This window comes from Bradyrhizobium sp. UFLA05-108 (assembly GCF_059803455.1).
The window spans coordinates 88,630-113,619 of sequence record NZ_JBANAZ010000018.1; the positions used below are offsets into that span (position 1 = coordinate 88,630).

Annotated in this window: 26 protein-coding genes and 1 pseudogene; 11 read left to right on the plus strand and 16 right to left on the minus strand. The window is 63.8% G+C overall.

Features of this window, described 5'->3' with window-relative positions:
- Window positions 1-104 precede the first annotated feature (104 nt).
- The gene (locus SO140_RS15720; RefSeq protein ID WP_449377458.1) at window positions 105-1,316 is read left to right on the plus strand and encodes a hypothetical protein; all 1,212 of its coding nucleotides are present in this window, start codon (window positions 105-107) and stop codon (window positions 1,314-1,316) included.
- A 131-nt stretch (window positions 1,317-1,447) separates the two neighbouring features.
- Here SO140_RS15720 and SO140_RS15725 read toward each other — a convergent pair whose 3' ends face one another.
- Together SO140_RS15725 and SO140_RS15730 are read right to left on the minus strand one after the other, a co-directional pair.
- Window positions 1,448-1,846: an META domain-containing protein gene (locus SO140_RS15725; protein WP_449377459.1), complete on the minus strand. Its 399-nt coding sequence runs from the start codon at window positions 1,844-1,846 to the stop codon at window positions 1,448-1,450.
- 133 nt (window positions 1,847-1,979) lie between these two features.
- Window positions 1,980-3,644, minus strand: a complete 1,665-nt coding sequence (locus SO140_RS15730; RefSeq protein WP_449377460.1) for an L-lactate permease — start codon at window positions 3,642-3,644, stop codon at window positions 1,980-1,982.
- Between the two features lie 294 nt (window positions 3,645-3,938).
- On the opposite strand from SO140_RS15730, the gene SO140_RS15735 reads away from it, so the two are divergent.
- Window positions 3,939-5,702, plus strand: coding sequence for an ABC transporter ATP-binding protein/permease (locus SO140_RS15735; RefSeq protein WP_449377461.1), 1,764 nt, complete (start codon window positions 3,939-3,941; stop codon window positions 5,700-5,702).
- Window positions 5,703-6,019: 317 nt separating this feature from the next.
- On the opposite strand, the gene SO140_RS15740 is transcribed toward SO140_RS15735, so the two are convergent.
- The 4 genes from SO140_RS15740 to SO140_RS15755 all read right to left on the minus strand — a co-directional run bounded on the left by SO140_RS15740 (window position 6,020) and on the right by SO140_RS15755 (window position 10,469).
- A complete protein-coding gene (locus tag SO140_RS15740; protein ID WP_449377462.1) occupies window positions 6,020-7,030 on the minus strand; it encodes a TorF family putative porin in 1,011 nt (336 codons plus the stop codon).
- 385 nt (window positions 7,031-7,415) lie between these two features.
- Entirely contained in the window at window positions 7,416-7,763 is a 348-nt protein-coding gene (locus SO140_RS15745; RefSeq protein ID WP_449377463.1) for a hypothetical protein, read from the minus strand.
- Between the two features lie 88 nt (window positions 7,764-7,851).
- Complete coding sequence (gene glcF, locus SO140_RS15750; RefSeq protein ID WP_449377464.1) at window positions 7,852-9,165, minus strand: glycolate oxidase subunit GlcF; 1,314 nt, start codon at window positions 9,163-9,165, stop codon at window positions 7,852-7,854.
- Complete coding sequence (locus SO140_RS15755; protein WP_449377465.1) at window positions 9,162-10,469, minus strand: FAD-binding protein; 1,308 nt, start codon at window positions 10,467-10,469, stop codon at window positions 9,162-9,164. The genes glcF and SO140_RS15755 overlap by 4 nt, the downstream gene beginning before the upstream one ends.
- A gap of 210 nt (window positions 10,470-10,679) precedes the next feature.
- On the opposite strand from SO140_RS15755, the gene SO140_RS15760 reads away from it, so the two are divergent.
- Window positions 10,680-11,018: a putative quinol monooxygenase gene (locus SO140_RS15760; RefSeq protein ID WP_449377466.1), complete on the plus strand. Its 339-nt coding sequence runs from the start codon at window positions 10,680-10,682 to the stop codon at window positions 11,016-11,018.
- 25 nt (window positions 11,019-11,043) lie between these two features.
- Here SO140_RS15760 and SO140_RS15765 read toward each other — a convergent pair whose 3' ends face one another.
- Window positions 11,044-12,207, minus strand: coding sequence for an acyltransferase family protein (locus tag SO140_RS15765; RefSeq protein ID WP_449377467.1), 1,164 nt, complete (start codon window positions 12,205-12,207; stop codon window positions 11,044-11,046).
- A 29-nt stretch (window positions 12,208-12,236) separates the two neighbouring features.
- Entirely contained in the window at window positions 12,237-13,730 is a 1,494-nt protein-coding gene (locus tag SO140_RS15770; RefSeq protein WP_449377468.1) for an FAD-linked oxidase C-terminal domain-containing protein, read from the minus strand.
- 228 nt (window positions 13,731-13,958) lie between these two features.
- Between SO140_RS15770 and cycA the strand changes: the two genes are divergently transcribed.
- The gene (gene cycA / locus SO140_RS15775; protein WP_449377469.1) at window positions 13,959-14,369 is read left to right on the plus strand and encodes a cytochrome c-550 CycA; all 411 of its coding nucleotides are present in this window, start codon (window positions 13,959-13,961) and stop codon (window positions 14,367-14,369) included.
- Window positions 14,370-14,390: 21 nt separating this feature from the next.
- On the opposite strand, the gene SO140_RS15780 is transcribed toward cycA, so the two are convergent.
- Entirely contained in the window at window positions 14,391-15,347 is a 957-nt protein-coding gene (locus SO140_RS15780; RefSeq protein WP_449377470.1) for an alpha/beta fold hydrolase, read from the minus strand.
- A gap of 317 nt (window positions 15,348-15,664) precedes the next feature.
- Here SO140_RS15780 and SO140_RS15785 point away from each other — a divergent pair, with 317 nt between their 5' ends.
- Entirely contained in the window at window positions 15,665-15,847 is a 183-nt protein-coding gene (locus tag SO140_RS15785; RefSeq protein ID WP_449377471.1) for a hypothetical protein, read from the plus strand.
- A 6-nt stretch (window positions 15,848-15,853) separates the two neighbouring features.
- Here SO140_RS15785 and SO140_RS15790 read toward each other — a convergent pair whose 3' ends face one another.
- The 3 genes from SO140_RS15790 to ykgO all read right to left on the minus strand — a co-directional run bounded on the left by SO140_RS15790 (window position 15,854) and on the right by ykgO (window position 17,121).
- Entirely contained in the window at window positions 15,854-16,114 is a 261-nt protein-coding gene (locus tag SO140_RS15790; RefSeq protein WP_449377472.1) for a hypothetical protein, read from the minus strand.
- A gap of 133 nt (window positions 16,115-16,247) precedes the next feature.
- Window positions 16,248-16,889: a tetratricopeptide repeat protein gene (locus SO140_RS15795; protein ID WP_449377473.1), complete on the minus strand. Its 642-nt coding sequence runs from the start codon at window positions 16,887-16,889 to the stop codon at window positions 16,248-16,250.
- Between the two features lie 106 nt (window positions 16,890-16,995).
- A complete protein-coding gene (ykgO, locus tag SO140_RS15800; protein ID WP_006611362.1) occupies window positions 16,996-17,121 on the minus strand; it encodes a type B 50S ribosomal protein L36 in 126 nt (41 codons plus the stop codon).
- A 297-nt stretch (window positions 17,122-17,418) separates the two neighbouring features.
- Between ykgO and SO140_RS15805 the strand changes: the two genes are divergently transcribed.
- The 3 genes from SO140_RS15805 to SO140_RS15815 are packed head-to-tail and all read left to right on the plus strand — an operon-like array spanning window position 17,419 to window position 19,521.
- Window positions 17,419-18,303: an amidohydrolase family protein gene (locus tag SO140_RS15805; protein WP_449377474.1), complete on the plus strand. Its 885-nt coding sequence runs from the start codon at window positions 17,419-17,421 to the stop codon at window positions 18,301-18,303.
- 13 nt (window positions 18,304-18,316) lie between these two features.
- Window positions 18,317-19,057, plus strand: coding sequence for a haloacid dehalogenase type II (locus SO140_RS15810; RefSeq protein WP_449377475.1), 741 nt, complete (start codon window positions 18,317-18,319; stop codon window positions 19,055-19,057).
- Window positions 19,054-19,521, plus strand: a complete 468-nt coding sequence (locus tag SO140_RS15815) for a YbaK/EbsC family protein (RefSeq protein WP_449377476.1) — start codon at window positions 19,054-19,056, stop codon at window positions 19,519-19,521. Before SO140_RS15810 ends, SO140_RS15815 begins: the two co-directional genes overlap by 4 nt.
- Before the next feature lie 191 nt (window positions 19,522-19,712).
- Here the strand turns inward: SO140_RS15815 and SO140_RS15820 are convergent, their stop codons facing one another.
- Both SO140_RS15820 and SO140_RS15825 read right to left on the minus strand, forming a co-directional pair.
- Window positions 19,713-20,066 (minus strand): hypothetical protein, encoded by a 354-nt coding sequence (locus SO140_RS15820; RefSeq protein WP_449377477.1) that lies wholly within the window; start codon window positions 20,064-20,066, stop codon window positions 19,713-19,715.
- A 96-nt stretch (window positions 20,067-20,162) separates the two neighbouring features.
- Window positions 20,163-21,149 (minus strand): tripartite tricarboxylate transporter substrate binding protein, encoded by a 987-nt coding sequence (locus SO140_RS15825; RefSeq protein ID WP_449377478.1) that lies wholly within the window; start codon window positions 21,147-21,149, stop codon window positions 20,163-20,165.
- A gap of 190 nt (window positions 21,150-21,339) precedes the next feature.
- On the opposite strand from SO140_RS15825, the gene SO140_RS15830 reads away from it, so the two are divergent.
- The gene (locus tag SO140_RS15830) at window positions 21,340-21,597 is read left to right on the plus strand and encodes a hypothetical protein (protein WP_449377581.1); all 258 of its coding nucleotides are present in this window, start codon (window positions 21,340-21,342) and stop codon (window positions 21,595-21,597) included.
- A 41-nt stretch (window positions 21,598-21,638) separates the two neighbouring features.
- Here the strand turns inward: SO140_RS15830 and SO140_RS15835 are convergent.
- Window positions 21,639-22,161 (minus strand): annotated as a pseudogene (locus SO140_RS15835) (REP-associated tyrosine transposase).
- Between the two features lie 194 nt (window positions 22,162-22,355).
- Complete coding sequence (locus SO140_RS15840; RefSeq protein ID WP_449377479.1) at window positions 22,356-23,291, minus strand: LysR family transcriptional regulator; 936 nt, start codon at window positions 23,289-23,291, stop codon at window positions 22,356-22,358.
- Window positions 23,292-23,408: 117 nt separating this feature from the next.
- On the opposite strand from SO140_RS15840, the gene SO140_RS15845 reads away from it, so the two are divergent.
- Together SO140_RS15845 and SO140_RS15850 are read left to right on the plus strand one after the other, a co-directional pair.
- Complete coding sequence (locus SO140_RS15845; RefSeq protein WP_449377480.1) at window positions 23,409-24,161, plus strand: SDR family NAD(P)-dependent oxidoreductase; 753 nt, start codon at window positions 23,409-23,411, stop codon at window positions 24,159-24,161.
- Window positions 24,162-24,196: 35 nt separating this feature from the next.
- On the plus strand, window positions 24,197-24,895 hold the full coding sequence (locus SO140_RS15850) for a pirin family protein (RefSeq protein ID WP_449377481.1): 699 nt from the start codon (window positions 24,197-24,199) through the stop codon (window positions 24,893-24,895).
- The last annotated feature ends 95 nt before the right edge of the window (window positions 24,896-24,990 follow it).

Consider the following 24,990-nt stretch of genomic DNA (forward strand, 5'->3'; position numbering starts at 1 on the left):
GGGCGGCCTTCTTTTTTGCCCAGAATGGCCTGCGCTTTCCGATTCAACCTCCGGCCAAAACCCACTACGGTGGCGCCGATTCTGATCTCTTGAGGGTTTCGTCGATGCGCGCGCTTTCGTTCTGCTCGATTGGTTTTTTGGCGGCATTGCTTGCAGTTTCGCCTGAGGTCGCGTCCGCCCAGATGAAGCTGTCGCCAAAGGCCGCCGCGCCCAGTGGAACCGAGACGCGCTATTTCACCTCGATCGACGGGCTCATGGACGGCAATGCCGATGTGATCCTGAAGGAGACCCGCCAGGGCAAGACGGTCACCGCGGCCGTGCTCGACGTCTGCTATCCCGCAGCGAAGAATTCCGACCGCAAGGACCGCTTCGTCGTCAACCTCACGGTCGCCGGCCAGCTCTTGTCGGGCACGACGCAGAGTCTCGGCGACAAGGCGCCGGTCACCGTCAAGCTGACGCGCAAGCCGACCAGCGATACCTTCGAATTCCGTGGCCAGATCTCGATCGGCGGCAACGTGACCGAGGTCGCCTCGCCCGACAATTCCGATCTCAGCGAGAAGGAGTTTCTGGACAACCAGACCTCCGACGACGGCATCACGCCACAGCCGAAGGATTTCACCGAGGTCTCGCCGGAAGCGATCGCGGTCAAGGTCAAGTTAGAGGCGGCGACCGACTTCCTGAAGAGCCTGAAGGGCCAGGATGTCGAGGTGACGCTGGCAAGCCTGTCGGTCGGCTGCGACGCGCTGCGCGCCGGCGAGCAGACCATCAACATGTCGGTCGATCCGGAACGGGCAGCTGCGCTGCTCGCCAAGTTCAAGGCGATGCCGGGCGTCACCGCAGTGGGCTGGACCGCCGGCATGATGGAGATGGACCGCACCATCCGCTTCGCCGCCGCCGACTGGCGCGACGGCGACAAGATCAGCCGGGACCGGCTCGCCGGCACCGTCGCCAACGTGCTGGCGAGGACGCTGACGGCAAAAACCGTCTCGCAAAGCTTCGACCCCGTCACCGGCAAGCTCAAGGTCGTCTTGAAGCGGCCGAACCAGGATTTCCCAGCGCTCGAGCTCACCGATACGATCGAGGTCGCGGGCCTGGTCTCGACCGACAAGCCCGGCAGCAGCGACCGCCTCCTGCTCTGGGTCGGCAGCCCCGCGATCACAACGGCCGACGAGAGCACCGGCGCCAAGCTCAACCTGTCGGATGAAGCCGGCACCGATGAAGAGGGCGATCAGACCGACGACAACGGCGCGATCGAGGCGCTGACGAAGGAATTGAAGGGCCAGCGCTGGGACGCCGACAAGTCGGTGTGGAAGTAGTCCGTACACCAACTCTTGGTCATCGCCCGGCTTGACCGGGCGATCCAGTACGCCGAGGCGGTCGTGATTGAATCGATGGGCCGCGGCGTACTGGGTGCCCCGGTCGAGCCGGGGCACGACAGCGAGTTGGTTTAATTCCCGTTCATCCGGAAGCGCAGCGGCTTGGGGCCGATCAGCGTGAGAAAGTCACCCTGGCGCTTCCAGGTCTCGACGCTGGCGAGCGCCGCGACGAGGTCGTCATCGGCCTGGGCCTTGGCCGGCGGACAGGAACGGTCCTGGATCTGGCCGGGTACGAAGATCACCGTGTTGCCGGCGACCGAGAACTGACCTTTGCCGCCCTTGCACCAGAGCTCCAACACCACCTCGCCATTGTCGCCGATCTCGATGTTGGGAATGCGCTTCGAGCCCTGCTGCGGCAAGGCTTCGAGCGTCATCTCGGATCCGAAGGGAAAGCCGTCCTCGGCGTGGCTTGCGCCCGCCATCAGCACCACCGCGGCCGCCGCGCACACCATCTGCTTGACCGAAACCATGAGACCTCTCGACCGTCCTTGAACCGCCGCACCTTCTATAAGACGGGAACGACGTTGAGAAGGTTCGCCGCACACGCAAAATCCCCGCGGGGTTTTTCCCGCGGGGATGTCGTTACGTTGAGAATGCGTCGCGCTACTTCAACACCAGCGCCGTGAACGGCCATACGTAGGCCTGGAGCGTCACGAGCACGCCGACCAAGCAGGCCAGCACGATCGAGTGCCAGAACACGAAGCGCAGGATCGTGCCCTCGTGGCCGTACCACCGCGTGGCGGTGGAGGCGACCACGATCGACTGCGCATCGATCATCTTGCCCATCACGCCGCCGGAGGAGTTCGCCGCCGCCATCAGGATGGGCGACAATCCGATCTGTTGCGACGTGATCTTCTGGAGGTTGCCGAACAGGATGTTCGAGGCGGTATCCGATCCCGTCAGCGCGACACCCAACCAGCCGAGCAGCGTGCCGAAGAAGGGATAGAGCACGCCAGTCGCCGCAAAGGCGAGACCGAGCGTCGCGTCGACGCCCGAAAGGCGGGTGAGCGTGCCGATCGCGAGCATCGCCGAGATCGTGATCAGCGAGATCGCGCAGAGCCGGATCGTGCGGCCATATTCGACCAGCAGCCGGCCGGGACCGACGCCCATCAGGAAGCCCGAGATGATCGCCGCGATCAGCATGCCCGTGCCGGTGAAGGACAGATAGGTAAAGTTGAACACCGCACCTTCCGGCGTGGGGCCAGCCGCAACCGGCGGCATCTTGTTGATCATCTTGTCGAGATCGGGAACTGCATACTTCCAGACGAACAACGAGTCCGCCCAGGACTTGAACCATCCACTGCCCCAGATCAGCATCACGACGCAGACGATGATCCACGGCAACAGCGCGCTCCACAGCTCGGCCTGCGTGAGCGGCGTCTTGTCGAGCGGTGCAGTCTTGCCCATTTCCGACACCGATTCATCGCGGCCGCGCAGCGCCGGCGACAGCCAGAGCTGCTTGGGTTGCCACACTTTCAGGAACAGGATCAGCGCCCCCATCGAAATCAGCGACGCCCCGATGTCGACGATCCAGGGATTGATGAAGTTGGAGATCACGAATTGCGGGATTGCGAAGGACACGCCGGTGACAAGGATCGCCGGCCAGATATCCTTCATGCCGCGCCAGCCCGCGAACGCCCAGACCACCCAGAATGGCACGATCAGCGAGAAGAACGGCAACTGCCGTCCGACCATCGCGCCGAGGATATACGGATCAAGTCCGGTGACGGAGGCAAGGCCCTGGATCGGCGTGCCAAGTGCGCCATAGGCGACCGGCGCGGTGTTTGCGATCAGCGACAGGCCGGAGGCGGCGAGCGGCGAGAAGCCGAGACCGATCAGCACGGCGCCGGTGATCGCGACAGGCGTGCCGAAACCCGAGGCGCCTTCGAAGAAGGCGCCGAAGGAGAACGCGACCAGCAGGAGTTGCAGGCGCCGGTCCTCGGTGACGCCGCCGACCGCGCGCTTCAACAGCTCGAAGCGCCCCGTCGTGACCGTCACCTGGTAGAGGAAGATGACGTTGAGGACGATCCATCCGATCGGGAAGAAACCGGTGACGACGCCGAGTGCGGAGGCGCGGACCGACATGTTCACCGGCATGGTGAAGATGACGATCGTGATCAGGTTGGTGATGATGACGGCAATCACGGCCGCGATGTGCGCTTTCACGCGCCCGCTTGCGATCATGATCAACAGCGAGACCACCGGGACCGCCGCCGCGATGGTCGACAACGCCGCATTGTTCAGTGGGTTATAAACTTGATTCCACATGCTCGTCCTCCCCCACGCATTGGTGCGGCAGGGCGGCCAGCGTGGATAGCCGAACCTGCTTGATGCGAGTCGCGATAGTCCCTGAGCCTGAGGCGGTCATGTCGCGAGTGCGGCGGTTCCCATCCGCTCACAAGCTCGCGAAGTTCCGAAGGCCCCCACCCCGCGCCGTTATGCCCATGCTAGGGTTGCCGGCCCGGACAACGCAAATCGCCGGATTTGCAACTTTAGTCTAAGCGCGCTTATTTGCGCCGTTGCATCAGGCGCTTGCGCCTACCCCGCAGGAGACCCCTATCTGTGAAGAACATCCGCGCGACGCTCGCGACCGTTTGGCGAATCGCCATCCCCTACTTCCGGTCCGAGGACAAATGGGCCGGCCGCGGCCTGCTCGCCGCAGTGATCGCGATCGAGCTGGCGCTGGTCGCGATCGACGTGCTCGTGAACCAGTGGCAGAACCGTTTCTACAGTGCGCTCCAGGCCTATGATCTGGACAGCTTCGTGCGCGAGATCTGGATCTTCATCGGCCTCGCCTCGGCCTTCGTCGCACTGGCCGTCTATCAGCTCTATCTGAACCAATGGCTCCAGATCCGCTGGCGGCAATGGCTGACGCGGCACTATCTCGGCGAATGGCTCGATGACGCCACGCACTACCGCATGCAGCTCACCGGCGACGCCGCCGACAATCCGGACCAGCGCATCACCGACGACGTCAAGAATTTCGTCGAGCAGACCCTGAGCATCGGCGTCGGCCTGCTGTCCTCGATCGTGACGCTGTTCTCCTTCGTGATCATTCTTTGGGGCCTCTCCAACGCCGCCCCCCTGCATCTCTTCGGCAGCGACTTCGCGATCCCCGGCTATCTGTGCTGGGGTGCCCTGATCTACGCGATCCTCGGCACCGCCCTGACGCACTGGATTGGTGTGCCGCTGGTCAATCTCAATTTCGAGCAGCAGCGCTTTGAAGCCGACTTCCGCTTCAACCTGGTCCGGGTGCGCGAGAATTCCGAACAGATCGCGCTGCTCAAGGGCGAGAGCGCCGAGCGCGGACGCCTCCTGCACCGCTTCAGCTTCGTGATCGGCAACTGGTACGCGATCATGAGCCGCACCAAGCGCCTCACCGCGTTCACGGCGAGCTATCAGCAGGCTGCCGTGATCTTTCCCTACGTGTTGGTGGCGCCGGCCTATTTCGCCAAGAAGATCCAGCTCGGTGACATGATGCAGACCGGCTCGGCCTTCTCGAGCGTGCAGCGCGCGCTGTCGTTCTTCGTGACGACCTACCGCTCGCTCGCCGAATGGCGCGCGGTGGTTGCCCGTCTCGACGGCTTCGAGATGTCGGTCAGCTCGGCCGCCAATCTCCCCGCGCACGAGCCGACCATCGGCGTCACGCCATCCACGGGCAGCGAGGCCATCGCGCTCGAGCAGTTGCTGGTGAAGCTGCCGAACGGCAAGCCGCTGGTCGCAGCCAACGCCTTTGCGATCCAGCACCCCGAGCGCGTGCTGGTGACGGGACCGTCGGGCTCGGGCAAGTCGACGCTGTTCCGCGCCATCGCCGGGGTCTGGCCGTTCGGCACTGGCAAGATCGCCATCCCCGGGAAATCCAGCCTGATGATGCTGCCGCAGCGGCCTTATTTCCCGATTGGCCCGCTCGGCGACGCCGTGATCTACCCGGCCGAGCACGGCACGGTTGCGCCCGACAAGATCAAGGACGCGCTGAGAGCGGTCGGCATGCCGCGGCTTGCCGAGCAGCTCGACGAGGAAGCGCACTGGAACAGGACGCTGTCGCTCGGCGAGCAGCAGCGGTTAGGGGTGGCACGGGCGCTGCTGCATGCGCCGGATTACCTGTTCCTCGACGAGGCGACTGCCTCGCTCGATGAGCCGTCCGAGGCCCTGCTCTACCGCCTCATGGAGGAAAGGCTGCCGTCGACCACGATCGTGTCGATCGGCCACCGCTCGACGCTCGATGCCTTCCACAGCCGCCATGTCAGGCTGGTCCAGGACGGCGAGATCCACGTGCTCGGCGGGGTCGGCGCACCGGCCTGGGCGGAGCCGAGCGAAGCGCGCTGAATGCTTCCACAGTGACCGTGCACTCCCTCTCCCGCTTGCGGGAGAGGGCTATCGCATTGATGTGAGAGCTTGAGGCGCTGAAGCTTCCATATCGTCATGGCCGGGCATAGCCGTCCGAAGGACGGCGTCGCTTCCGCTCGCCTATGTCCCGGCCATCCACGCCTTGCCTAACGGCACAAGGAACGTGGATGCCCGGGACAGGCCCGGGCATGACGCAGTTATCCGTGTAGCGCCCACGGGAGACGTTCACGCCCCCACAAAAGCAAAAGGGCGGCAGGTTTGTCCTGCCGCCCCTTCAGCCAGTCTCGGGATGAAACTTACTTCAGGTTGGTCATCGCCGTCAGGTCGAACGACAGCTTGGCGATGCCGGCCGCGCCGCACCAGTTGGAGCCGACGCCCGACGGGTTGATCGGGGTCACGAAGGTACCGGTGGAGGCGGTGATGTTACCGCGGGCCGACCAGTCGCTGGTGAAGGCGTTACAGTCACCCTTGGAGAGGTTGGTGTCGGAGTAGCGCAGATCCAGCGTGAAGACCTTGTAGGTGAAGCCGATGCCGACGTTCCAGGTGTTGTAGTCGGCATATTTGATGCCGTTCGGGAACGCGAGCGTGCCGTAGAAGCTGTCGGAGGTGCCCAGCCATTGACGGCCGAACTCACCCGACACGTACATGCCGACGCCGCTCGAGCCAAAGATCGTGCTGGGCGCGGTGTACTTGCCGGTGATCGAGGCGTAGTTGCCCCAGGCGCCCGAGTTCAGGTAGCTCGGAGTGTAGTACTCGGTGAAGCCGAACGCCCAGTTGTCGTTCACCGTATAGGTCCCCTTGCCATAGACTTCGAAGAAGCTCAGGTCCTTCTTGATCACGTTGGCATTGAGCAGGGCCTTCTCGGCGCACTCGGCGCCCTGGAAGTTGCCGGCGAAGTCGATGCCGGGCGCGCCGAAATAGCAGGTGCCGCCCGGATACAGGTAGCCCCAGACACCGATGTCGAGCGCGAACGCGCCGAAGGTCGGGCGGATACCGCCGTAGACGTCGACTTCTGCTGCGGCGCGGTTCGGGAATGAGATGCTCTCGGCCGAGACGCCGACATAGAGCTGGAGGTCCTTGGTGACGTTGTAGCGCGGCTCGAAATAAGCCGTGACCGACGGCTTGTGGTTCGACTGGGTGATGCCGCGGAAGATGTAATCGCTCATGATGCCGCCGCCGAAGGCGACGTCCCACGGGTCAAAGGCGGGCGGCGGAGGAGCCTTCACAGCCTTCACCGGCATATCTGCCGCCAGAGCCGAACCCGTCACCATTGCCAGCGCCGTTGCCAACAAAGCCACTTTCTTCATTTCGTTCCCCATCACCTTCCTAAGGCCAGTCCGATCCCGGCGCCCCCCGGGGCATGCGACCCTGACTGAAAAACTCTCGTAACAGCCGCAATCTGGAGTGCGACGCCCAAGCAGTGAAGCAAAAAACACGGGCATCTGCCGACTTTTTGGGCGTAATGGCAATTTCACGAAAGGTTGTCAGCGTGTGTTGCATCTCGAACACAATGATTTCGAGCCGAGGTGCCCCTGACCACGTGATGCTACGGGGAGATTGCCAGGCTGAGGCTTGGCCGCCACGCGTAGGCTCCCCGCGATTCGGCTTGGCTTCGGCCGATGCAAAAAGGCCGCAGCATCAGTGCCGCGGCCTTCCTGCTTGCAGGTTCGCAATTGAGGCCAGGAAGAGCGCCTAGCCCTGCCCGTCAGCAGCTGCGGACGGACCATCGCCGCTCGACGGAGTCGCCCAGCTCGCTTCCGGCGCGGGCTCGGGGGCGGGAGCTTCCACGGGGGCCGGTGGCTTGGGAGCCGGAGCCGCCCTCTTCGCGCTCTTCTTGGGAGCCGCCTTCTTCGCGGATTTCTTCGCGGCCTTCTTGGCCGCCTTCTTCGGTGCGGCTTTCTTTGCCGACTTCTTCGCTGCCTTCTTGGCGGATTTCTTCGCCGACTTCTTCTTGCCGGCCTTCTTCGCAGTCTTCTTCGCCGCTACGGCTTTCTTGGCCTTTTTGGCCTTCTTGCTTTTCTTCTTCTTCGCTTTCGCCATCGTGATCCTCCTGTTGCCGCCGAACAATGTCGATCGGGCCTTCAGTCGTCCACCTCCGGGCGCGGCGCAGTCGGCTAGCTTAATTCGACTAGTTCAATGCCGGCTGCGCGCCGCCCGTCGCCCAATCGAGAAGCTCAATCGTGTGCACGACCGGCACTGATGTCCCGCTGGCAATCTGCACCATGCAGCCGATATTGCCTGCGGCAATCATGTCCGGCTTGACGCTTGCGATGTTGGCGACCTTGCGATCGCGCAACCTGCCCGCAAGGTCGGGCTGGAGAATGTTGTAGGTCCCCGCCGAACCGCAACACAAATGGCTCTCTGGGATATCTTTCACCACGAATCCGTTCTTGGAAAGCAATTCTTTCGGAAGTCCAGTGATTTTCTGCCCGTGCTGCAGTGAACAAGCGGAATGATAGGCGACGACGATGTCGTCGTGTCGCCTCAAGGGCTGAAGCGCGAGACCTGCGACATACTCCGTGATGTCCTTGGCGAGAGCGGAGACGTTGGCCGCATCGCTCGCGAGCTCGCGGTCCTCGCGCAGCAGATAGCCGTAGTCCTTGATGACCGTGCCGCAGCCGGACGTCGTCACCAGGATGGCATCGAGACCGTCCTTTGCCGCCTCGCGACGCCATGCCGCAACGTTCGCCCGCGCCCGCGCGAGCGCATCGTCGTCACGTCCGAGGTGATGGGTCAGAGCGCCGCAGCATTGCTCGTCCCGGACCAGCACGACCTCGATGCCGTGGCGGGTCAGCAGGTTGATGGCGGCCTGGTTGATCCGCGGCGCGAGCACCTGCTGGGCGCAGCCCTGGAGCAGCGCCACCCGCCCCCGCCTCTTGCCGAGCGGCGCAAAGACGCTGCCCGCGGCGGGCCCCGGAGCCGGCAGCCGGCCTGGCGCGAGCGCCAGCATCGCCTTGATCCGCTGCGTCAGGCCGGGCGTAGCCGACGGCCGCGGCGTCGGCAGCAAAGCCGCGAGCGGCCGGGCAAGCCGCGCCAGCGACATGCTGACGCGAAAGCGCTGCGGGTCAGGCAGGACGAACGCCAGCACGGTGCGGAGCAGACGCTCGGCAAGCGGCCGCTCGTAACGCTCTTCGATCCGGACGCGGGCCTGGTCGACCAGGTGCATGTAGTTCACCCCGGACGGACACGTGGTCATGCAGGCAAGGCACGACAGGCAGCGGTCGACATGCTTGACGACCTCCGATGTCGGCGCCTGGTCCTTCTCCAGCATCTCCTTGATCAGGTAGATGCGGCCGCGCGGGCTATCGAGCTCGTCGCCGAGCAGCACATAGGTCGGACAGGTCGCGGTGCAGAAGCCGCAATGCACGCAGGCACGCAGGATCTTGTCTGCTTCCGCGATATCGGGATCGGCGAGCTGGGTGAGCGAAAATTCGGTCTTCATGCCGCGCCCCGCTTCAGCCGCCCGCGATTGAGGATGGTCTTCGGATCGAAGCTGACGCGAACCCGCTCGCTGAGCGCGGCGACACCCGGTGCTTGCGGATGGAACACGTCCACATTGCGCCGCACCTCCTCAGGTGCCCGGACCAGCATGGCGTGCCCGCCGACGGCTTCCGTGCGCCGGCGCACGATGGCGGCTTGCGCATCGTCCTTGGGCGGCACCGCCGCCCAGATCAGCCCGCCACCCCAGTCGTAGATCACGTCGCCGCCGGTGTCCTGCGCAAGCTGCCGGCCGACCGCGGCGCCAGAGGCCGGCGGACACACGATCCGCCACACCGGCCAGGCGCCAAGCGCGCCATCGGCCGCGAACGGCAGCACGTCCCGTATCGCAGTCCACAATGCGGCCGAGGCGCCATCCTCCACGATGGTGGCGGTTCCGAATGGCGCGAGCGTCTCGCGCAGCGCGACCGCGCGGTGAGCGGCCGAGGCGGTGATGCCCTCCAGCCGCAGCACGGTAAGCGGCTCGCCTCGAGTGGCGACGTCGCCGAGCCCTTCGGCTCTCTCCCGGACAGCGGATTTCGGCAGATGCGCCGCGCCCGATACGTCGAAGGGCGAACCGAGCGCCACGGTCATGGCCTTGTTGGCGCTACCGTCATCCAGCCCGCGCAACAGCAGCGTCCGCTCGCTCTCCGGCTTCGGCATGACCTTCAGCGTCACCTCGGTCATGACCGACAGTGTGCCCCAGGAACCGGCGAGCAGCTTGCAGAGGTCGTAGCCGGTAACGTTCTTCACCACCTTGCCGCCGGTCTTGAAGCTGTCGCCGAAGCCCGAGACGGCGTGCGCGCCGAGCAGATGGTCGCGCACCGCCCCCGCCTTGATACGGCGTGGCCCGGCGAGGCCCGCCGCGATCATCCCACCGATGGTGCCGAGCCCGGGCATTGTGCCGAGCCCGGGCATCGTGCCGAGCCCGGGCATCGTGCCGAGCCCGGGCATCGTGCCGAGCCCGGGCGTCCCGAGCAGGGGCGCGGTGTTCATCGGCTCGAAGGCGAACTGCTGGCTCTTGGCATCGATCAGCGACAGCACGTCGGCCAGCGGCGCGCCGGCCTGGAGCGTGATGATCAGCTCGTTGGGCTCATAGGAGGTGATCGCGTTTAGCGCGGAGACGTCGAGCACGGCGTTGGTCGCCATCACATGGCCGATGCCGCGCTTGGAGCCATGGCCGATGATCTCGAGCGGCTGCTCATTGGCAATCGCCGCGCGCACCACCTCTTCGACGTCTTTGGCGTCTCTGACCTTGAGCGTATCCACGGGAAAAGGCGGTAGCGAAATTCGCGTCGGAAATCAATTCGCGCGGGGCTCGCACACCTCATCCCAAAGAAGGTGCAGCCTTTCACCATGCGGTGCGCGGGCCGGTTTGCACCACCCTGCAAGGCACGATCTCACTTCGATCATCATCGAAACATTATCGCCCAAACTTCGCTATTGATCGAACAGTTCTCTCCCCAATGGAGTTCCAACATGAACCAACAGGCGATGAACCAACAAGCCATCCACCAGGCGATCAGTAGCGGGGGTCTTCTGGTCGTGGCGCAATGGGAAGCCAGGGCTGAAGAGGCCGACCACGTGGCCGAGATCCTGCGCACCTTCCTCCCGCAGGCGCAAAGCGAGCCGGGCGTGAAACTGTTCCTGATCAGTCGCGCCAAGGACAATCCGGCGCAGTTCCTGTTCTACGAGCTGTTCCGCGACGAAGCCGCCTTCAGAGCGCATCAGGACAGCGCGCACTTCAAGAGCCATATCGCAGGACAGGCGCTGCCATTGCTGGCAAAGCGCGAGCGCACCCAATACGCGTTGATGTAAGAAGCTCCTCGCACGCTGCGCGCGACTAGATGATCGCGCGCAGCGGCGACCTCCGCAGGATCAGCGCTGAGACGGCGAAGCTACCGGCCGCCGCCAGCATCGTCAGCAACAGTGCCTTCGTGAGTGCGAAGAGCGGTAGCCCATGCAGGAGCATGGCGAAGCCGATCAGGATCGGCGGGTGGATCAGGTAGACCCCGAACGCATTGTCCGAGAGCCACTTGGCGACCGGCCCCTGCCAGTCGAAATGGCGGCGATAGATGGCCAGAATGACAAGACCCATGCCCACACAGACGAGCGCCTCCCACAGGCACTTCCCCGCGCTGACGAGATTGAAGCCGCCGGAATAGAGCGACGTCTCGCCCTCGAGGCCGCCGCCAAGCAGCACCAGCGCCGCGAACAGCGGAACGGAGAGCATGAGCGCCAGCGCTCCCCAGCGCAGACAGGCCCCCTCGGCAAGTCCCGTCATCCAGTTACCGCGATAGCCATAGGCTCCGACCGCGAACATCAGGACGTATTGCGGCAGGTCACCGGGATGAACATTGAGCACCGAGGTGCCGGCCTGCACGACGATGCGCACGGCAAAGGTGGCCCCGGCCATCACCATCACGAAGGCGACGACCATCGGCCAACGCAGCACGACGTTGCGCTCTCGCCAGCCCGACAGGCGGATCATGCCGTAGGCAACCGAGAACAGGAGCAGGACGGCGCAGAACCACATCGGGCCGGTCTCGGACAACCACTCGCCATCCCCGAGATGAACCAGCCACTGATGGCCGAAGCCGCCGCGTCCCCAGGTCCGTGACAGGAAATACTGCGTGAGCGGGCCGATCACGAACATGTAGAGCAGGGTCGGCAAGCCCAGCCGGACGAAGCGGTCGCGGGCGAAGATCGGAAATTCCTTCCGGTCGCAGGATGCGGCGGCGAAATAACCGGCGATGAAGAACAGCACCGCCATGAAGAAGGCCTGGAGGAAGCTCTGGTAGACGCCGAAGAACAGCGCCGTGCCAAAGCCGGTCGCCTGCCGGTCGATGTAGTACCAATTGCCGAACGGGCTGTAGGTGTCGGCCGCGTGCATGCTCAGCACGAGGATGATCATCGACCAGCGGATGTTGTCGATGAACAGGAGCCGTGACTGGGCGTGCGCCCCCGCAGGTGCAGTCGTCGCCGCGCCTACCGGAATGTCCGCCATGCCGCCACCTCGACCGACATGCCAGATCCTCAGAACCGCGGAATGTCCGGAAACGCCAGCTTGCCCGCATGCACATGCATGCGGCCGAGCTCGGCGCAGCGGTGCAGGGTCGGGAACACCTTTCCGGGATTGAGCAGGCCCTGCGCGTCGAAGGCGCATTTCAGCCGCTGCTGCTGGTTGAGGTCGATCTCGTTGAACATATCCGGCATCAGGTCGCGCTTCTCGATGCCGACGCCGTGCTCACCGGTGAGCACGCCGCCGAACTCGACGCAGGCGCGCAAGATGTCGGCGCCGAACGACTCGGCGCGCTCGATCTCCCCGGGCTTGTTGGCATCGTAGAGGATGAGGGGATGCAGATTACCGTCGCCGGCGTGGAACACGTTGGCGCAGCCGAGGTGGTATTTCTCCGACAGCTCGCGGATGCGCGCCAGCGCCTTCGGCAGCGCGCCGCGCGGAATGGTGCCGTCCATGCAGAGATAGTCGGGCGAGATCCGACCGACGGCGGGGAACGCCGCCTTGCGGCCGGCCCAGAACAGATTGCGCTCGGCCTCCGAAGTCGAGATCTGGCAGGTGGTCGAGCCGCAGCCTTGCGCGATCGCCTCGACGCGCTTGATCAACTCGTCGACCTCGACGCCGGGACCGTCGAGCTCGATGATCAGGAGCGCCTCCACATCGAGTGGATAGCCGGCATGGACGAAGGCTTCGGCGGCGTGGATCGCGGGCTTGTCCATCATCTCCATGCCGCCGGGAATGATGCCGGCGCCGATGATCCGCGCCACGCATTCGCCGGCCGCCTCGACCTGCGCAAACCCGACCATCAGCGCGCGCCCCGTCTCGGGCTTTTGCAGAATGCGCACCGTGATCTCGGTGATGACGCCGAGCAGGCCTTCCGAGCCCGTGATCACGCCCATCAGATCGTAGCCTGGATTCTCCGCCGCCTTGCCGCCGATGCGCAGGATCTCGCCGCTCATCAGCACGAACTCGCAGCCGAGCACGTTGTTGGTGGTCATGCCGTATTTCAGGCAGTGCACGCCGCCGGAATTTTCAGCGACGTTGCCGCCAATCGAGCAGGCGATCTGCGACGAGGGATCGGGTGCGTAATAGAAGCCAGCATGCGCGACCGCCTGGCTGATCGCGAGGTTGGTGACGCCGGGCTCGGTGACGACGACGCGGTTGTCGAAATCGATCTCGCGGATGCGCTTGAACTTGCCGAGCCCCAAGAGCACGCCGTCTTCCAGCGGCAACGCACCGCCAGACAGCGAGGTGCCTGACCCGCGCGGCACCACCTTGATACCGTGCTCGGCACAATATTTCAGGACCAGCGAGACCTGCTCGGTGGTATCGGGCAGCACCACGACCATCGGCGGCTGCCGATAAGCGGTCAGCCCGTCGGACTCATAGACCCGCATCTCGGCGGCGCTGTCGATCACGCCCTCGCCGGGGACGATCGCGCGCAAGGCGGCGACGATCTCGCTGCGACGCGCCAGCACGGCCTGGTCGGATGCGGGCATCATGATGGCCATGTTACGAACCTTCGTCAGACGCTGGAAAATGTCCCGCCAAATCAATCATGTCCTGCCGGCTTTGGGTAGGTCCTCCGAAGGTCGCATTGCTTTGTTGCAGCGCAAGTTCTCTCTGGGGCAAGTCTGCTATCGCGAAACCTGTCAAACTTTCGCGGCTTGTCCACCTGCACCGGACCTGCCAAAACCACGACACTCAATCTGACCCCGGGAAGAGACGAAGAGCATCCTATGACAAAACTGACTTTCGGCGCGCTGGTTGCCCTCGCCATGACTGCCGCAGCGTCCACCGCCATATCTTCCACCGCCATGGCGCAGGACGCCGCAGCCGGCAAGACGTCGTTCAACAAGTGCCTCGCCTGCCACGCGATCGGCGAAGGCGCGAAGAACAAGGTCGGACCGGAGCTCAACGGCCTCGACGGCCGCAAATCCGGCACCGCGCCGGACTACAATTATTCAGACGCCAACAAGAATTCCGGCATCACCTGGGGTGAGGCGGTATTCAAGGAATATATCAAGGATCCGAAGGCCAAGATCCCCGGCACCAAGATGGCGTTCGCCGGCATCAAGAACGAGAAGGAGATCAACGATCTCTGGGCCTTCGTCTCCCAGTTCGACAAGGACGGCAAGGTCAAGCAATAACGCAGCGAGATTTGGCGGCCGCTAATCGGCGGCCGCCTTCTCGGCCATGATCGCGGCGATCAGCGCCTCGATCTCGGTCTTCACCAGGTCCGGCTCCGTGGTCTGCACCATGTGGCCGAGATTGGGCAGCACGATCAGCTTCGCATTCGGCACGGTCGCGGCGAACGGGCGGGCGTGGATATTGGTGGATACCGTCTTGTCGGGCTCGCCGGCGATAACCACGGTCGGCGCAAAAATCTCGCCATAGCGCGGAGCTTGCGCGGCCACCGACGCCTTCAGCGTCACCAGATCATAGGCATTGGCGATGAACTCGCGCGGGCGCAGCAGCAGCGGCGTCGCGGAGTCCTGCACGAAGCCGTCCGGCATCGTCTGCGGCAGGAAGACGTTCCGCGCGCCGGGCGTTGCAAGCAGATAGCCGAGCGGCAGCGTGATGGTGTAGGCGAGCAGCGGACCGATCACCGGCATTGCGATGATCTCATTGTAACGCCCGACGCCGCCGCGCCAGGGATGGGTGACCGGCGCAAGCATGACGAGACCTGCGACACGACCGGCATGATCGAGTGCAAGCCGCGCGCCGAGCGCACCGCTCCAGGAATGCACCACGAACACCGCGCGATCGATGCCGAGCTTGGCAAGCGCCTCGTCGACCATCCGCGCCTGCACCTCGGCCGTCGAATCCTCGAGTCGCGCCCGCGTGCTCCAGCCGTGGCCGGGGCGATCGATCAGGATCACGCGATGGTTTTCGGCGAGGAGATCGCCCAGCGGACGCCGCATCACCTCCAGATTCGAACTCGCACCATGCAGCATGACGATCGGCAAGGTAGCATCGCGCGGGCCGAGATCGACGACGTGCAGCGTTGCGCCGGCGACCTCGATCATCTCGCCCTGCGGCGGGAAGGCGCGCTCGACCGCCCAAACGCCGACCAGCGTGACGGCGACAAGCGCTACGAGCGCCGTCACGACGAGAAACACGATCATGAAGATGGTCCGGGCGATCCAGGGCACATGGCAGTTACGGTCTCAACGTCCGGCAGTTTCTTTTCGGCTTGCGCGCGCGGGTACGTCCTGCCTGTGGATATCAATAGAATTCAATTTGGGAAAATATCAACAAAATCAATGATGGCCTGAACGCATGGCACCAATCGGGCCGCTTCATGCAGCCGTCATCGCCGCCTCCATATAATCGCCACGGTCGGTTCCGCCTCTAAGCACGGGCGGGCGCCGATCCTCCACGCAATCCACAGGAACGCGGGAAAGACCGGCAGATTGTTCTGTTTTGGATTGGAGGTATTTCGATGAGTCTGCGATCTAAAGATGCTGCGATCGACGAGATCGTCGCGAGCTGCAGTGGTGATCTGCGCGGCGCGGTACGGGCGCTGCTACTGATCAACGAGCATCTCGAAGCCGAGCTTGCAAAACTCTATGCCGCTGCCGCGGACCGGAGCCTCGTCGAGCGCGGCGACCACATCCTGCATTAGGTGAACCTAGTTCTCGCTGTCGTCATCCTTGTCTTCGCCGGCATCTGGCCTCGGACAGGCACGGATCGTCGACCGCGCAAGCTTGGCGTCGGCCTTGGACTTGTAGGGACCGTCGCCGAACCAGATGTCGCCGATGATGACGGGATTGCTGGTCACGATCTCGCATTTGCCGGTGGCACGGTTGCCCACCACCCAGAATAGCCCGTCGGCAAGACAGACCGTCGCGGACGCCAGCACCAACGCACCCGCAAGGATCACGCGTTTCATCGCACGGCTCCACTTGTGGCTGTCATGCAGCTAATCCCGAAGGCGCGGGAAAAACATCCCCTCGCGGCGAGGCAACTCGACGCGTGGTTAATGGCCGCGCTCCGCAGTCGCTCAAAACAACATCGAGTTGGGGCTAGATATCCCGGCCTTCGACCTTCTCGGTCAGTGACTTGACCTGATCGGGGATCTTGTCGAGGTGCGGATTGATGGCGAGCGCCTTGCGGTAGGCATCGAGCGCACGCTTCTCGTCGCCGATCTCCTGCATGATCATGCCGAGACCTGCGAGCGCGCCGAAATGCCTCGGCTCCCGGATCAGTACCTCGCGAATGTCGGCGAGCGACCGGCCATAGTCGTTTTGCATGTAGTAGAGCGTGGCGCGCCGGTTCCAGGCCTCGATATAGTCGGGGCGAAGCTTGATGACGGCATCGAGCAGCTTGATCGCGACGTCGACCTTCTGCGCATCCACGGCCGCCTTGGCCCGCGTCATCAGGAGCGCTGCCGTATCGCTGGGGGTCTGGAGCCAGATCGCCCAGATCCGCGCCTCGACATGCTTGGCGCTGATATCATCGGGCGCGGCCTTCAGCGCGCCGAACAGGAAGTCGAGATTCTTGGTGCGGTCGACCTTGGGCAGCTTGGCCGGCGCCTCGGGTAGCTTCTTCTGCTTCACGGGCGGACCTGAGGGGTCATCCTGTGCGAAAGCCGGGGCGACGACCGCCAGCGCGGCCAGAAGGGCGGCCAGACGGAGGGAGTGCGCGGACAAGAATCTCACTGCCATGGCGAAAGTCTAAACGCGCAAAGCCGCCCTTGGGAAGCAAGGACGGCGTCAAAGTCGTGTGAGACCGTGGTCTTGCGGGGCCGCGCGCGAGGCCCTCGGCAGGGTCTTAGCCCTGGCGAGCCTTGAAGCGGCGCTGCACCTTGTTGATCACATAGACCCGGCCCTTGCGGCGGACCAGGCGATTGGCGCGGTGGCGACCGCGCAGCGATTTCAGCGAGTTACGGACCTTCATGGCAGAATCCTGAACGTTCGAAAGGCCGTGTTCGGCACTACCGTTTCGGCACGCGCGAATGTGGCAAAATGAGATTTTTCCCGCTGGCGGACTGACCGCCCGGGACGGGGCGGTTCTTAAGGCATGGCGGGAGGTGATGTCAATCTTAACTGCCCCGTTCCGCCCCACCAAATTCTTGAAAACAATCCCATGCAAAGTAGAAAGCGGCCGGATCGGCCCAAATCTATACCTCCTGCGACGCCTTGCCAAATTCGTTATATGATATAATCAATTTGGCAACCCTTCGGGAGGAAACCAATGCCCAAGCTGAAGCTGCCAAATATCGACGACGTCGTCGCGATCGACATCCACACCCACGCGGAGGAGCCCTGCGGCTGCCACCCCGACGACGGCTATGACGATTTCCAGGCGCAGATGGCGGAATACTTCAAGTCGCCGAACAAGCATCCGCCGACTGTGCCCGAGACCGCGGCCTACTACCGCGCCAAGAACATCGCCGCCGTGATCTTCCCGGTCGATGCCGAGCGCGAGACCGGCTTCCGCCGCTACAACAATTACGAGATGCTCGAGGTCGCCTCCGACCATCTCGACGTCCTCATTCCCTTCGTCTCGATCGATCCGCACAAGGGCAAGCTGGGCGTGCGCGAGGCGCGCAAGCTGATCGAGGAATACGGCGTCCGCGGCTTCAAATTCCACCCGACCATGCAGGGCTTCTACGCCAACGACCGCATGGCCTACCCGCTCTACGAAGAGATCAACAATGGCGGCGCGATCGCGCTGTTTCACACCGGCCAGACCGGCGTCGGCTCGGGCATGCCCGGCGGCATGGGAATGCGGCTGAAATATTCCAACCCGATGTACATGGACGACGTCGCGGCTGACTTCCCCGACCTCAAGATCATCCTCGCCCACCCCTCCTTCCCCTGGCAGGAAGAAGCGCTGTCGGTCGCGACCCACAAGCCGAACGTCTATATCGACCTGTCCGGCTGGTCGCCGAAATATTTCCCGCCGATCCTGGTGCGCTATATCAACTCGATCCTGCAGGATAAGATGCTGTTCGGCTCGGACTGGCCGGTGATCACACCAGACCGGTGGCTGGCCGACTTCGCCAAGATCGATATCCGCGACGAGATCCGGCCGAAGGTGCTCAAGGCTAACGCGCGCAAGCTGTTGGGGATCTAACGAAGAGGTCAGCGTGACGATCAAAGCCGTCGTCTTCGACGCCTACGGAACGCTCTACGACATCCAGTCGGTCGCAGAGATCACAGAGGATGCGTTCCCGGGCTACGGCGAGATCATCACGCAGGTGTGGCGGATCAAGCAGCTCGAATACACCTGGTTGCGCTCGCTGATGCAGCGCTACCAGGATTTCGCCGCCGTCACGCGCGACTCGCTTACCTATACGCTGCGTGTGCTTGGGCTCGCCTATGAGAGCGACGCCTTCGAGCGCGTGATCGCGAAATATCTGCATCTCGAGCTCTATCCGGACGCGGCCGACGCGCTTGCAGCGCTGAAGCCGCGCAAGCTCGCCATCCTCTCCAACGGCAGCCCGGACATGCTCGACGCGCTGGTGCACAATTCCGGTCTCGACAAGCTGCTCGACGCCACGATCAGCGTCGATGCGAAGAAGGTCTTCAAGCCGAGCCCGCAGGCCTATGCGCTGATCAGCGAGGTGTTCGGCACCAGGCCCGACGAGGTGCTGTTCATCTCGTCAAATCCGTGGGACGTCGCCGGCGCCAAGGCGTTCGGACTGAACGTCGCCTGGATCGAGCGGGTGACACCGGAAGCCATGGCACTGGCTTGCGTCGAAAGCGATCTCGTGGCACCGCTGACGATGTTCAAGGCGATCCGGACCCAGATGGACGAGCTGGGCCTTGCGCCGGATCATCGCGTCCGCTCACTTTCCGAACTGTCCGAGATTGCCGCCCGCCTATGAGCATTCAATCCGTTCGCGACTTCTTCGCCGAGAAAGCTCCAGACATCACCGTGATCGAATCGCCGATCAGCTCGGCGACGGTGACGCTCGCCGCCGAGGCCTATGGCGTCGAGCCCGGCCGCATCGCCAAGACGCTGTCCTTGCGGATCGGCGAGCGCGTCGTCCTGATCGTCGCCAGCGGCACCTCGCGCATGGACAATAAGAAGGTGAAGGCGCAGTTCGGCGGCAAGCCGAAGATGCTGGGGCTCGAAGAGGTCGCCGACATCACTGGCCACGAGGTCGGCGGCGTCTGTCCGTTCGGGCTGAAGGCGCCGCTGCCGATCTATTGCGACGTGTCGCTGAAAGCATTCGACGTCGTGGTGCCGGCCGCGGGCTCAACCCACAGCGCGGTGCGCATTGCACCCGATCGCATGGCCGAGCTGGTCGGCGCCGAATGGGTCGACGTCTGCGAGCACCGACCTTAGGCCGCGCTAATGCTTGCCGGTTCACCTCTCCCGAAGGGAGAGCTCGGATCGCAGCGACAGATGCGATCCGCGTGAATGGTTACGGCCTCTCTGAACGCTGCGGCCCTCACCCGGATTGCTTCGCAATCCGACCTCTCCCCGCTGGGGAGAGGTGAATTCGAGGCGATCGACCGCACTTTATCTCATCGGCTTTAATAGTTGTCATCGTAGTAAGGCCGCGGCGGGGGGACTGCAGGAGGCGGCGGCATATTGTCGTAGCGCGGCGGTGCGGGCCGGCCGCGCGGCAGCACTTGTGGCGGCTGCGCCTGGTTGTTGGTTTCAAACACCGCGCGGCATCCGCTGGAAAGCTGCGGCGTGTTGTGCCGCAGGCAGGCGACGATCCGGTTCACGTCAGGAATCTGGTCGCTGCACAGGCGCCAGACATCCGGCGTGCAGGCCATCTGTTGTTCCATGGTGCCGCGATATTCCTGAGCTGAGACGGCGCTCGCGGCGACCGTGCCGCCGATCGCAAGCGCCACACCGAGCGCAATCGGCCCTGTTCGCATGTCTCGATCCTTCTCATTTTCTCTCAAACGCTCCTCAATCAATGAGGCGCGCGAAGGTTCTGGACCAACAACAAAATGTGAAAGCCGGAACGGAACCTATTCCACCTTGCCGATCTTCTTGACCGCTGCGATCAGCCGCGCGCTGTCGGCCGCGACGAACTGTGAAAACTCGGGCGCGTCCTGATAGGCGACGAGACTGCCCGAGGCCGCGAATGTCTTGAGGACATCCGCGCTCTTCATCACCTGCTCCATCGCCTCGCGCAGACGACTGACGATCGGCTGCGGCAGCGCGCTCTGCCCGAACAGGCCGGCCCAGATGTACATCTCGACATCTCCAAAGCCGATCTCCCTGAAGGTCGGGATGTCGGGAAAGCTCGCGATGCGCTGCGCACCCCAGTTCGCCAGCACGCGTAGCTTGCCGTCATCGACCTGCGGCTTCAGCGTGCCGGGCGCCGCCGCGATTGCCTGCACCGTGCCACTTAGAATCGCGGTCAGCGCTGGACCGGCGCCGCGGAACGGCACATGCAGCAGCTTGATGTCGGCGCTGACGGCAAACATCTCCATCGCGACGTGCAGTGTCCCGTAAGGCCCCGACGAGCCGTAGGTGATCTGCCCCGGACGCTTCTTCGCATCGTCGACGAACTCCTGCACCGTCTTCCACGGTGCCGATGCCGGCACAGCAAGCAACGTTGGATCGGCGAGCACGCGCGCGATCGGCGTGAACTGCGAGACCTCGTAGGCGACGGGCCGGTTGAACAGCCGGTCCGCTTCCGGCAGCACCGCGAGCGAGGACAGCGTCATCAGCAGCGTGTGTCCATCCGGCTCGGCGCGCGCGGCAGCCGCATTGCCGACCGATCCGCCGGCGCCGCCAGCACGATTGTCGACGATGACCGACTTGCCGAGGATGCGCTCGAGCGCCATCGCAACGGGACGCGCCGCGAGATCGGCCTGGCCGCCGGCCGGAAACGGCACGATCATGGTGATGTTGCGCGAGGGATAGGCTTGCGCAAAGGCGACGCGCGTCAGCGCTGTCTGTGCAAGCGGTGTAAACGCCGCGGCGCGCAAGAGATCGCGTCGGTTCATAGCCAGCCCTCCCCGTCTTTGTTGTTCCCAGCAGAGTAGCGCGGCGATGCGAATGAACAAAGGTATCACCGTGCCGCATCTGTGCATTTTAGGCCGGACACAGCGCAACATTTGCGAACTGTTATCCCTGCATCTCAAAGTGCAGGAACGGATCCCGCCGCGCGTGATTGAATTGGCGGGAGACCACGGGATGAACGAGATTCGCACGATCGATGGTGCGCTGGACGAGATGCTGGTGAATCTCGCCGGCATTGTGCTGCGGCTGGCAAAACCGGATCTGACACGAACGCCGGAGGCGCGGCGCGCGCTGGTGTTATCGGTCAATCAATACTCAGCCTGCGCCGCGCGATCGAGCGATCCGCGGGTGCATGAGCTGAAGGCGCAGCTGAAAGAGACGCTGAAGCCAAGCCTGCAGGTGATCGCCAGCGACGGGATGAAGTCGTCGTAGGCGCAGTGTCGTAGGGTGGGCAAAGCGAAGCGTGCCCACCATCATTCGCCAAAATCTCCCGCGATTTCCCGCACGTTCCCTCCCCAATCGGGAGGGCGAATGCCTTGCGCGACGTAACGATGGAAGCTGCTGGGCAACCAATCGCCTACTCGCGCAACTGGTCCATGTTTCACAGGATTTGAAGTGGGTGTAGTCAATATGCCGTTCCAAATCCGCCTCGTCTCGAATCGCGTGCTCCCAATAGCGGCGTTGCCAGATCCCTTTTTCGCGCTTGGCAACCTTGCTTGCCGAACTCGGCCGTGAGTCCAAGCCTCGCGAAAAGGTGCCTTTGACCAGATTCCATCGGGACGAAAAGTCGGCATCGTCCTCTGGCAGTTCCCAAATGGCATGCACATGATCAGGCAAGATGCAGATTGCCACGGTCTCAAATGGGCGACGCTGCTGAACAGTGCGGTAGGCCCGCCTCAGACGATCAATCTCATCAATCAGTAACGTGCTCGAACGATCGGCAAGAACAACAGTGAAGAAGAATACCTTGCCGGTTGCTCGACGATACTGAGGCATTTGCAACTCTCTCACCGAAAGTGGTGGGCACGCTTCGCTTTGCCCACCCTACGAGAATCATTGCTCGTTCGCCAGAGAGCTACGACTTGCAAGAGACGCTGAAGCCGAACCTGCGCGTGGTTGTGCGTGATGTGGCTAAGGTACCACGGGCGAAGATGCAGTAGGGTGGGCAAAGCGAAGCGTGCCCACCGAAACTAACCCGCCTTCGCGCGCTTCTTCGTCTGCCGCTTGCATGTGCCCGGCAATTTCGCCGCAAGAAACTCGGCAAGCACCTCGACACGCGCAGGGCGCGGGCCGCCGGGTGGGGTGACGAGATGCACGGCGCCTTCGGCCTGCTTCCAGTCCTTCAGGATCACCTCGACCTCACCGGATGCGATGGCCTCACCGACGATGAATTCGGGAAGATCGGCAATGCCGAGCCCTGCGAGCAGCGCCGGCATCACGGCCTCGCCATTGTTGACGCGCAATTGTCCGGCCGGGCGCACGCTCGCCTGCTCGCCCGCGCTGTTGGTGTAATGCCAGACGTTCGGCGTGGTGAGATAGGCGTAGCTGAAGCATTTGTGCTCGGCGAGGTGCATCGGATGTGTCGGCCGGCCGTGGCGCTTGAGGTATGACGGCGCAGCGACCGTGTAGCGCGGCATGGTGAAGAGCCGCCGCGCGATCAGCGAGGAATCCGGCAGCCGCGCGATGCGCAGTGCGGCATCAAAACCCTCGCCGATCAGATCGACGGTGGCATCGCTCAAATGCAGGTCGACCGAGACCTCCGGATAGGTCTGGAAGAACTCCGGCAACAGCGGCGCGACCGCTTTGACGCCGAAGGTCATGGGCACCGCGAGGCGCACGAGGCCGCGCGGCGCGACGGATTGCGCCAAGGCCTCGTTCTCCGCCGCCTCGCCGTCGGCGAGCAGACGCGTCGCCCGATCGGCGAGCTTGTGGCCGGCGTCGGTGAGCGCGAGCCGGCGCGAGGTGCGATTGAACAGCCGCGCGCCAAGCCGCTCCTCCAGCCGGGTCACCGCCTTGGAGACGGTCGCCTTCGACATCGCAAGCTCGCCTGCGGCGGCCGCAAATGACCGTAATTCCACGACTTTTGCGAAGATCGCGAGTGCCTCGAAATCCGGGAGTTTTGCCATGGGAGCGCCCCGTCAGTCACGTTTATGGAAACAATGTGTTTCGACAGTTTCTATTTCTATACCACAAGCGGAAGCATATCAAAGGGGCATCAGACATTCAGGGAATGGAGAAATCCAATGACCAAGAAGCTCTCAGGCAAGGTTGCTCTCGTCACCGGCGGCTCGCGCGGCATCGGCGCGGCCTCCGCCCGCGCTCTCGCCGATGAAGGCGCCGACGTCGCCATCAGCTACGTCGCCTCGCCCGACAAGGCCGAGGCCGTCGTCGCCGAACTGAAGACCAGGGGCGTGAAGGCGCGTGCCTTCAAGGCCGACCAGGCCTCGGTCGCTGAGGTCGAACAGCTCGTGAAGGACGTCGCGAATGAGTTCGGCCGTCTCGACATCCTCGTCAACAATGCCGGCGTCGCCGCCGGCGGCGCCATCGACGATGCCAAGGCCGACACCGCGGCACTGGCGCGCCTCGATGCCGTCAACGTACATGGCGTGATCGCGGCGATCCGCACCGCTTCGCAAATCATGGGTGAAGGCGGCCGCATCGTCACCGTCGGCTCGATGCTCGCCGACCGCGCCTCGTTCCCCGGCCTTGCCGACTACGTCGCGACCAAGGCCGCGGTGGTCGGCTACACCAAGGGCGCAGCGCGCGACTTGGGGCCGCGCGGCATCACCGTCAACGTGGTGCAACCCGGCTCGATCGACACCGACATGAATCCGAAGGATGGCGGCGAGTTCGCCGAGACCCAGCGCAAGCAGCACGCGCTGCAGCGCTTCGGCCGACCCGAGGAAGTCGCAGCCGGCGTCGTCTTCCTGGCGAGCCCGGAAGCCTCCTTCGTCACCGGCACCGTGCTCAACGTCGACGGCGGCTTTGGCGCCTGATCGGACGCGGACAATTCAAGCAAGGAACCACGCACATGATTGAAATCAGACCCTTCGCAAAGCTCGGCAGCGCCGATCACGGCTGGCTCAAGGCCAGGCATCATTTCTCCTTCGCTGGCCATTACGACCCCGACAACATGGGCCACGGCGCCTTGCGCGTCTGGAACGATGACGAGATCGCGCCGAATACCGGCTTTCCCGCTCATCCCCATGCCAACATGGAAATCATCACCTATGTGCGCGAAGGCGCGATCACCCATCAGGACAGCCTCGGCAACGAGGGCCGCACTGAAGCGGGCGACGTTCAGGTGATGAGCGCCGGAAGCGGCATCCGCCACTCCGAGTACAATCTCGAGCCGACGAAGACCAAGATCTTCCAGATCTGGATCGAGCCGGTCGGAAGCGGCGGCCAGCCGACCTGGGGGTCAAAACCGTTTCCGAAGGCAAGCCGCAACGGCAAGCTCGTCACCATCGCGAGCGGCTTCAAGGATGACAAGGAAGCGCTGCCGATCCGCGCCAACGCGCGGGTGCTCGCCACGACGCTCAAGGCCGGCGAGAGCGCGCAATACGAGCCGATGCAGTCGCGTCACCTCTATCTCGTGCCGGCCGCTGGCGCAGTCGAGGTCAATGGGGTGCGCATCAACGCACGCGACGGCGCCGCAATCCGCGACGAAGCCAACCTGACGATCACGGCGCTTGAGGATTCCGAGCTCGTGCTCGTCGATGCAGCGTAAGGCGCTCGGACTCCGAACTCGTCATGCCCGGGCTTGACCCGGGCATCCATCACCTTCGGAAGACTCTTCGAGGGGTGATGGATTGCCGGGACTTC

What these genes read in the sequence shown, in the direction of transcription:
- SO140_RS15765 (WP_449377467.1), bottom strand. Translation starts at nt 12,207, where the DNA reads ATGGCGGACATTCCGGTAGGCGCGGCGACGACTGCACCTGCGGGGGCG.
- SO140_RS15840 (WP_449377479.1), bottom strand. Translation starts at nt 23,291, where the DNA reads ATGGCAAAACTCCCGGATTTCGAGGCACTCGCGATCTTCGCAAAAGTC.
- SO140_RS15820 (WP_449377477.1), bottom strand. Translation starts at nt 20,066, where the DNA reads ATGCGAACAGGGCCGATTGCGCTCGGTGTGGCGCTTGCGATCGGCGGC.
- SO140_RS15720 (WP_449377458.1), top strand. Translation starts at nt 105, where the DNA reads ATGCGCGCGCTTTCGTTCTGCTCGATTGGTTTTTTGGCGGCATTGCTT.
- SO140_RS15785 (WP_449377471.1), top strand. Translation starts at nt 15,665, where the DNA reads ATGAGTCTGCGATCTAAAGATGCTGCGATCGACGAGATCGTCGCGAGC.
- ykgO (WP_006611362.1), bottom strand. Translation starts at nt 17,121, where the DNA reads ATGAAGGTCCGTAACTCGCTGAAATCGCTGCGCGGTCGCCACCGCGCC.
- SO140_RS15845 (WP_449377480.1), top strand. Translation starts at nt 23,409, where the DNA reads ATGACCAAGAAGCTCTCAGGCAAGGTTGCTCTCGTCACCGGCGGCTCG.
- SO140_RS15725 (WP_449377459.1), bottom strand. Translation starts at nt 1,846, where the DNA reads ATGGTTTCGGTCAAGCAGATGGTGTGCGCGGCGGCCGCGGTGGTGCTG.
- SO140_RS15740 (WP_449377462.1), bottom strand. Translation starts at nt 7,030, where the DNA reads ATGAAGAAAGTGGCTTTGTTGGCAACGGCGCTGGCAATGGTGACGGGT.
- SO140_RS15760 (WP_449377466.1), top strand. Translation starts at nt 10,680, where the DNA reads ATGAACCAACAGGCGATGAACCAACAAGCCATCCACCAGGCGATCAGT.
- SO140_RS15795 (WP_449377473.1), bottom strand. Translation starts at nt 16,889, where the DNA reads ATGGCAGTGAGATTCTTGTCCGCGCACTCCCTCCGTCTGGCCGCCCTT.
- SO140_RS15850 (WP_449377481.1), top strand. Translation starts at nt 24,197, where the DNA reads ATGATTGAAATCAGACCCTTCGCAAAGCTCGGCAGCGCCGATCACGGC.
- SO140_RS15790 (WP_449377472.1), bottom strand. Translation starts at nt 16,114, where the DNA reads ATGAAACGCGTGATCCTTGCGGGTGCGTTGGTGCTGGCGTCCGCGACG.
- SO140_RS15730 (WP_449377460.1), bottom strand. Translation starts at nt 3,644, where the DNA reads ATGTGGAATCAAGTTTATAACCCACTGAACAATGCGGCGTTGTCGACC.
- SO140_RS15770 (WP_449377468.1), bottom strand. Translation starts at nt 13,730, where the DNA reads ATGGCCATCATGATGCCCGCATCCGACCAGGCCGTGCTGGCGCGTCGC.
- SO140_RS15815 (WP_449377476.1), top strand. Translation starts at nt 19,054, where the DNA reads ATGAGCATTCAATCCGTTCGCGACTTCTTCGCCGAGAAAGCTCCAGAC.
- SO140_RS15780 (WP_449377470.1), bottom strand. Translation starts at nt 15,347, where the DNA reads ATGATCGTGTTTCTCGTCGTGACGGCGCTCGTAGCGCTTGTCGCCGTC.
- glcF (WP_449377464.1), bottom strand. Translation starts at nt 9,165, where the DNA reads ATGAAGACCGAATTTTCGCTCACCCAGCTCGCCGATCCCGATATCGCG.
- SO140_RS15830 (WP_449377581.1), top strand. Translation starts at nt 21,340, where the DNA reads ATGAACGAGATTCGCACGATCGATGGTGCGCTGGACGAGATGCTGGTG.
- SO140_RS15805 (WP_449377474.1), top strand. Translation starts at nt 17,419, where the DNA reads ATGCCCAAGCTGAAGCTGCCAAATATCGACGACGTCGTCGCGATCGAC.
- SO140_RS15745 (WP_449377463.1), bottom strand. Translation starts at nt 7,763, where the DNA reads ATGGCGAAAGCGAAGAAGAAGAAAAGCAAGAAGGCCAAAAAGGCCAAG.
- cycA (WP_449377469.1), top strand. Translation starts at nt 13,959, where the DNA reads ATGACAAAACTGACTTTCGGCGCGCTGGTTGCCCTCGCCATGACTGCC.
- SO140_RS15825 (WP_449377478.1), bottom strand. Translation starts at nt 21,149, where the DNA reads ATGAACCGACGCGATCTCTTGCGCGCCGCGGCGTTTACACCGCTTGCA.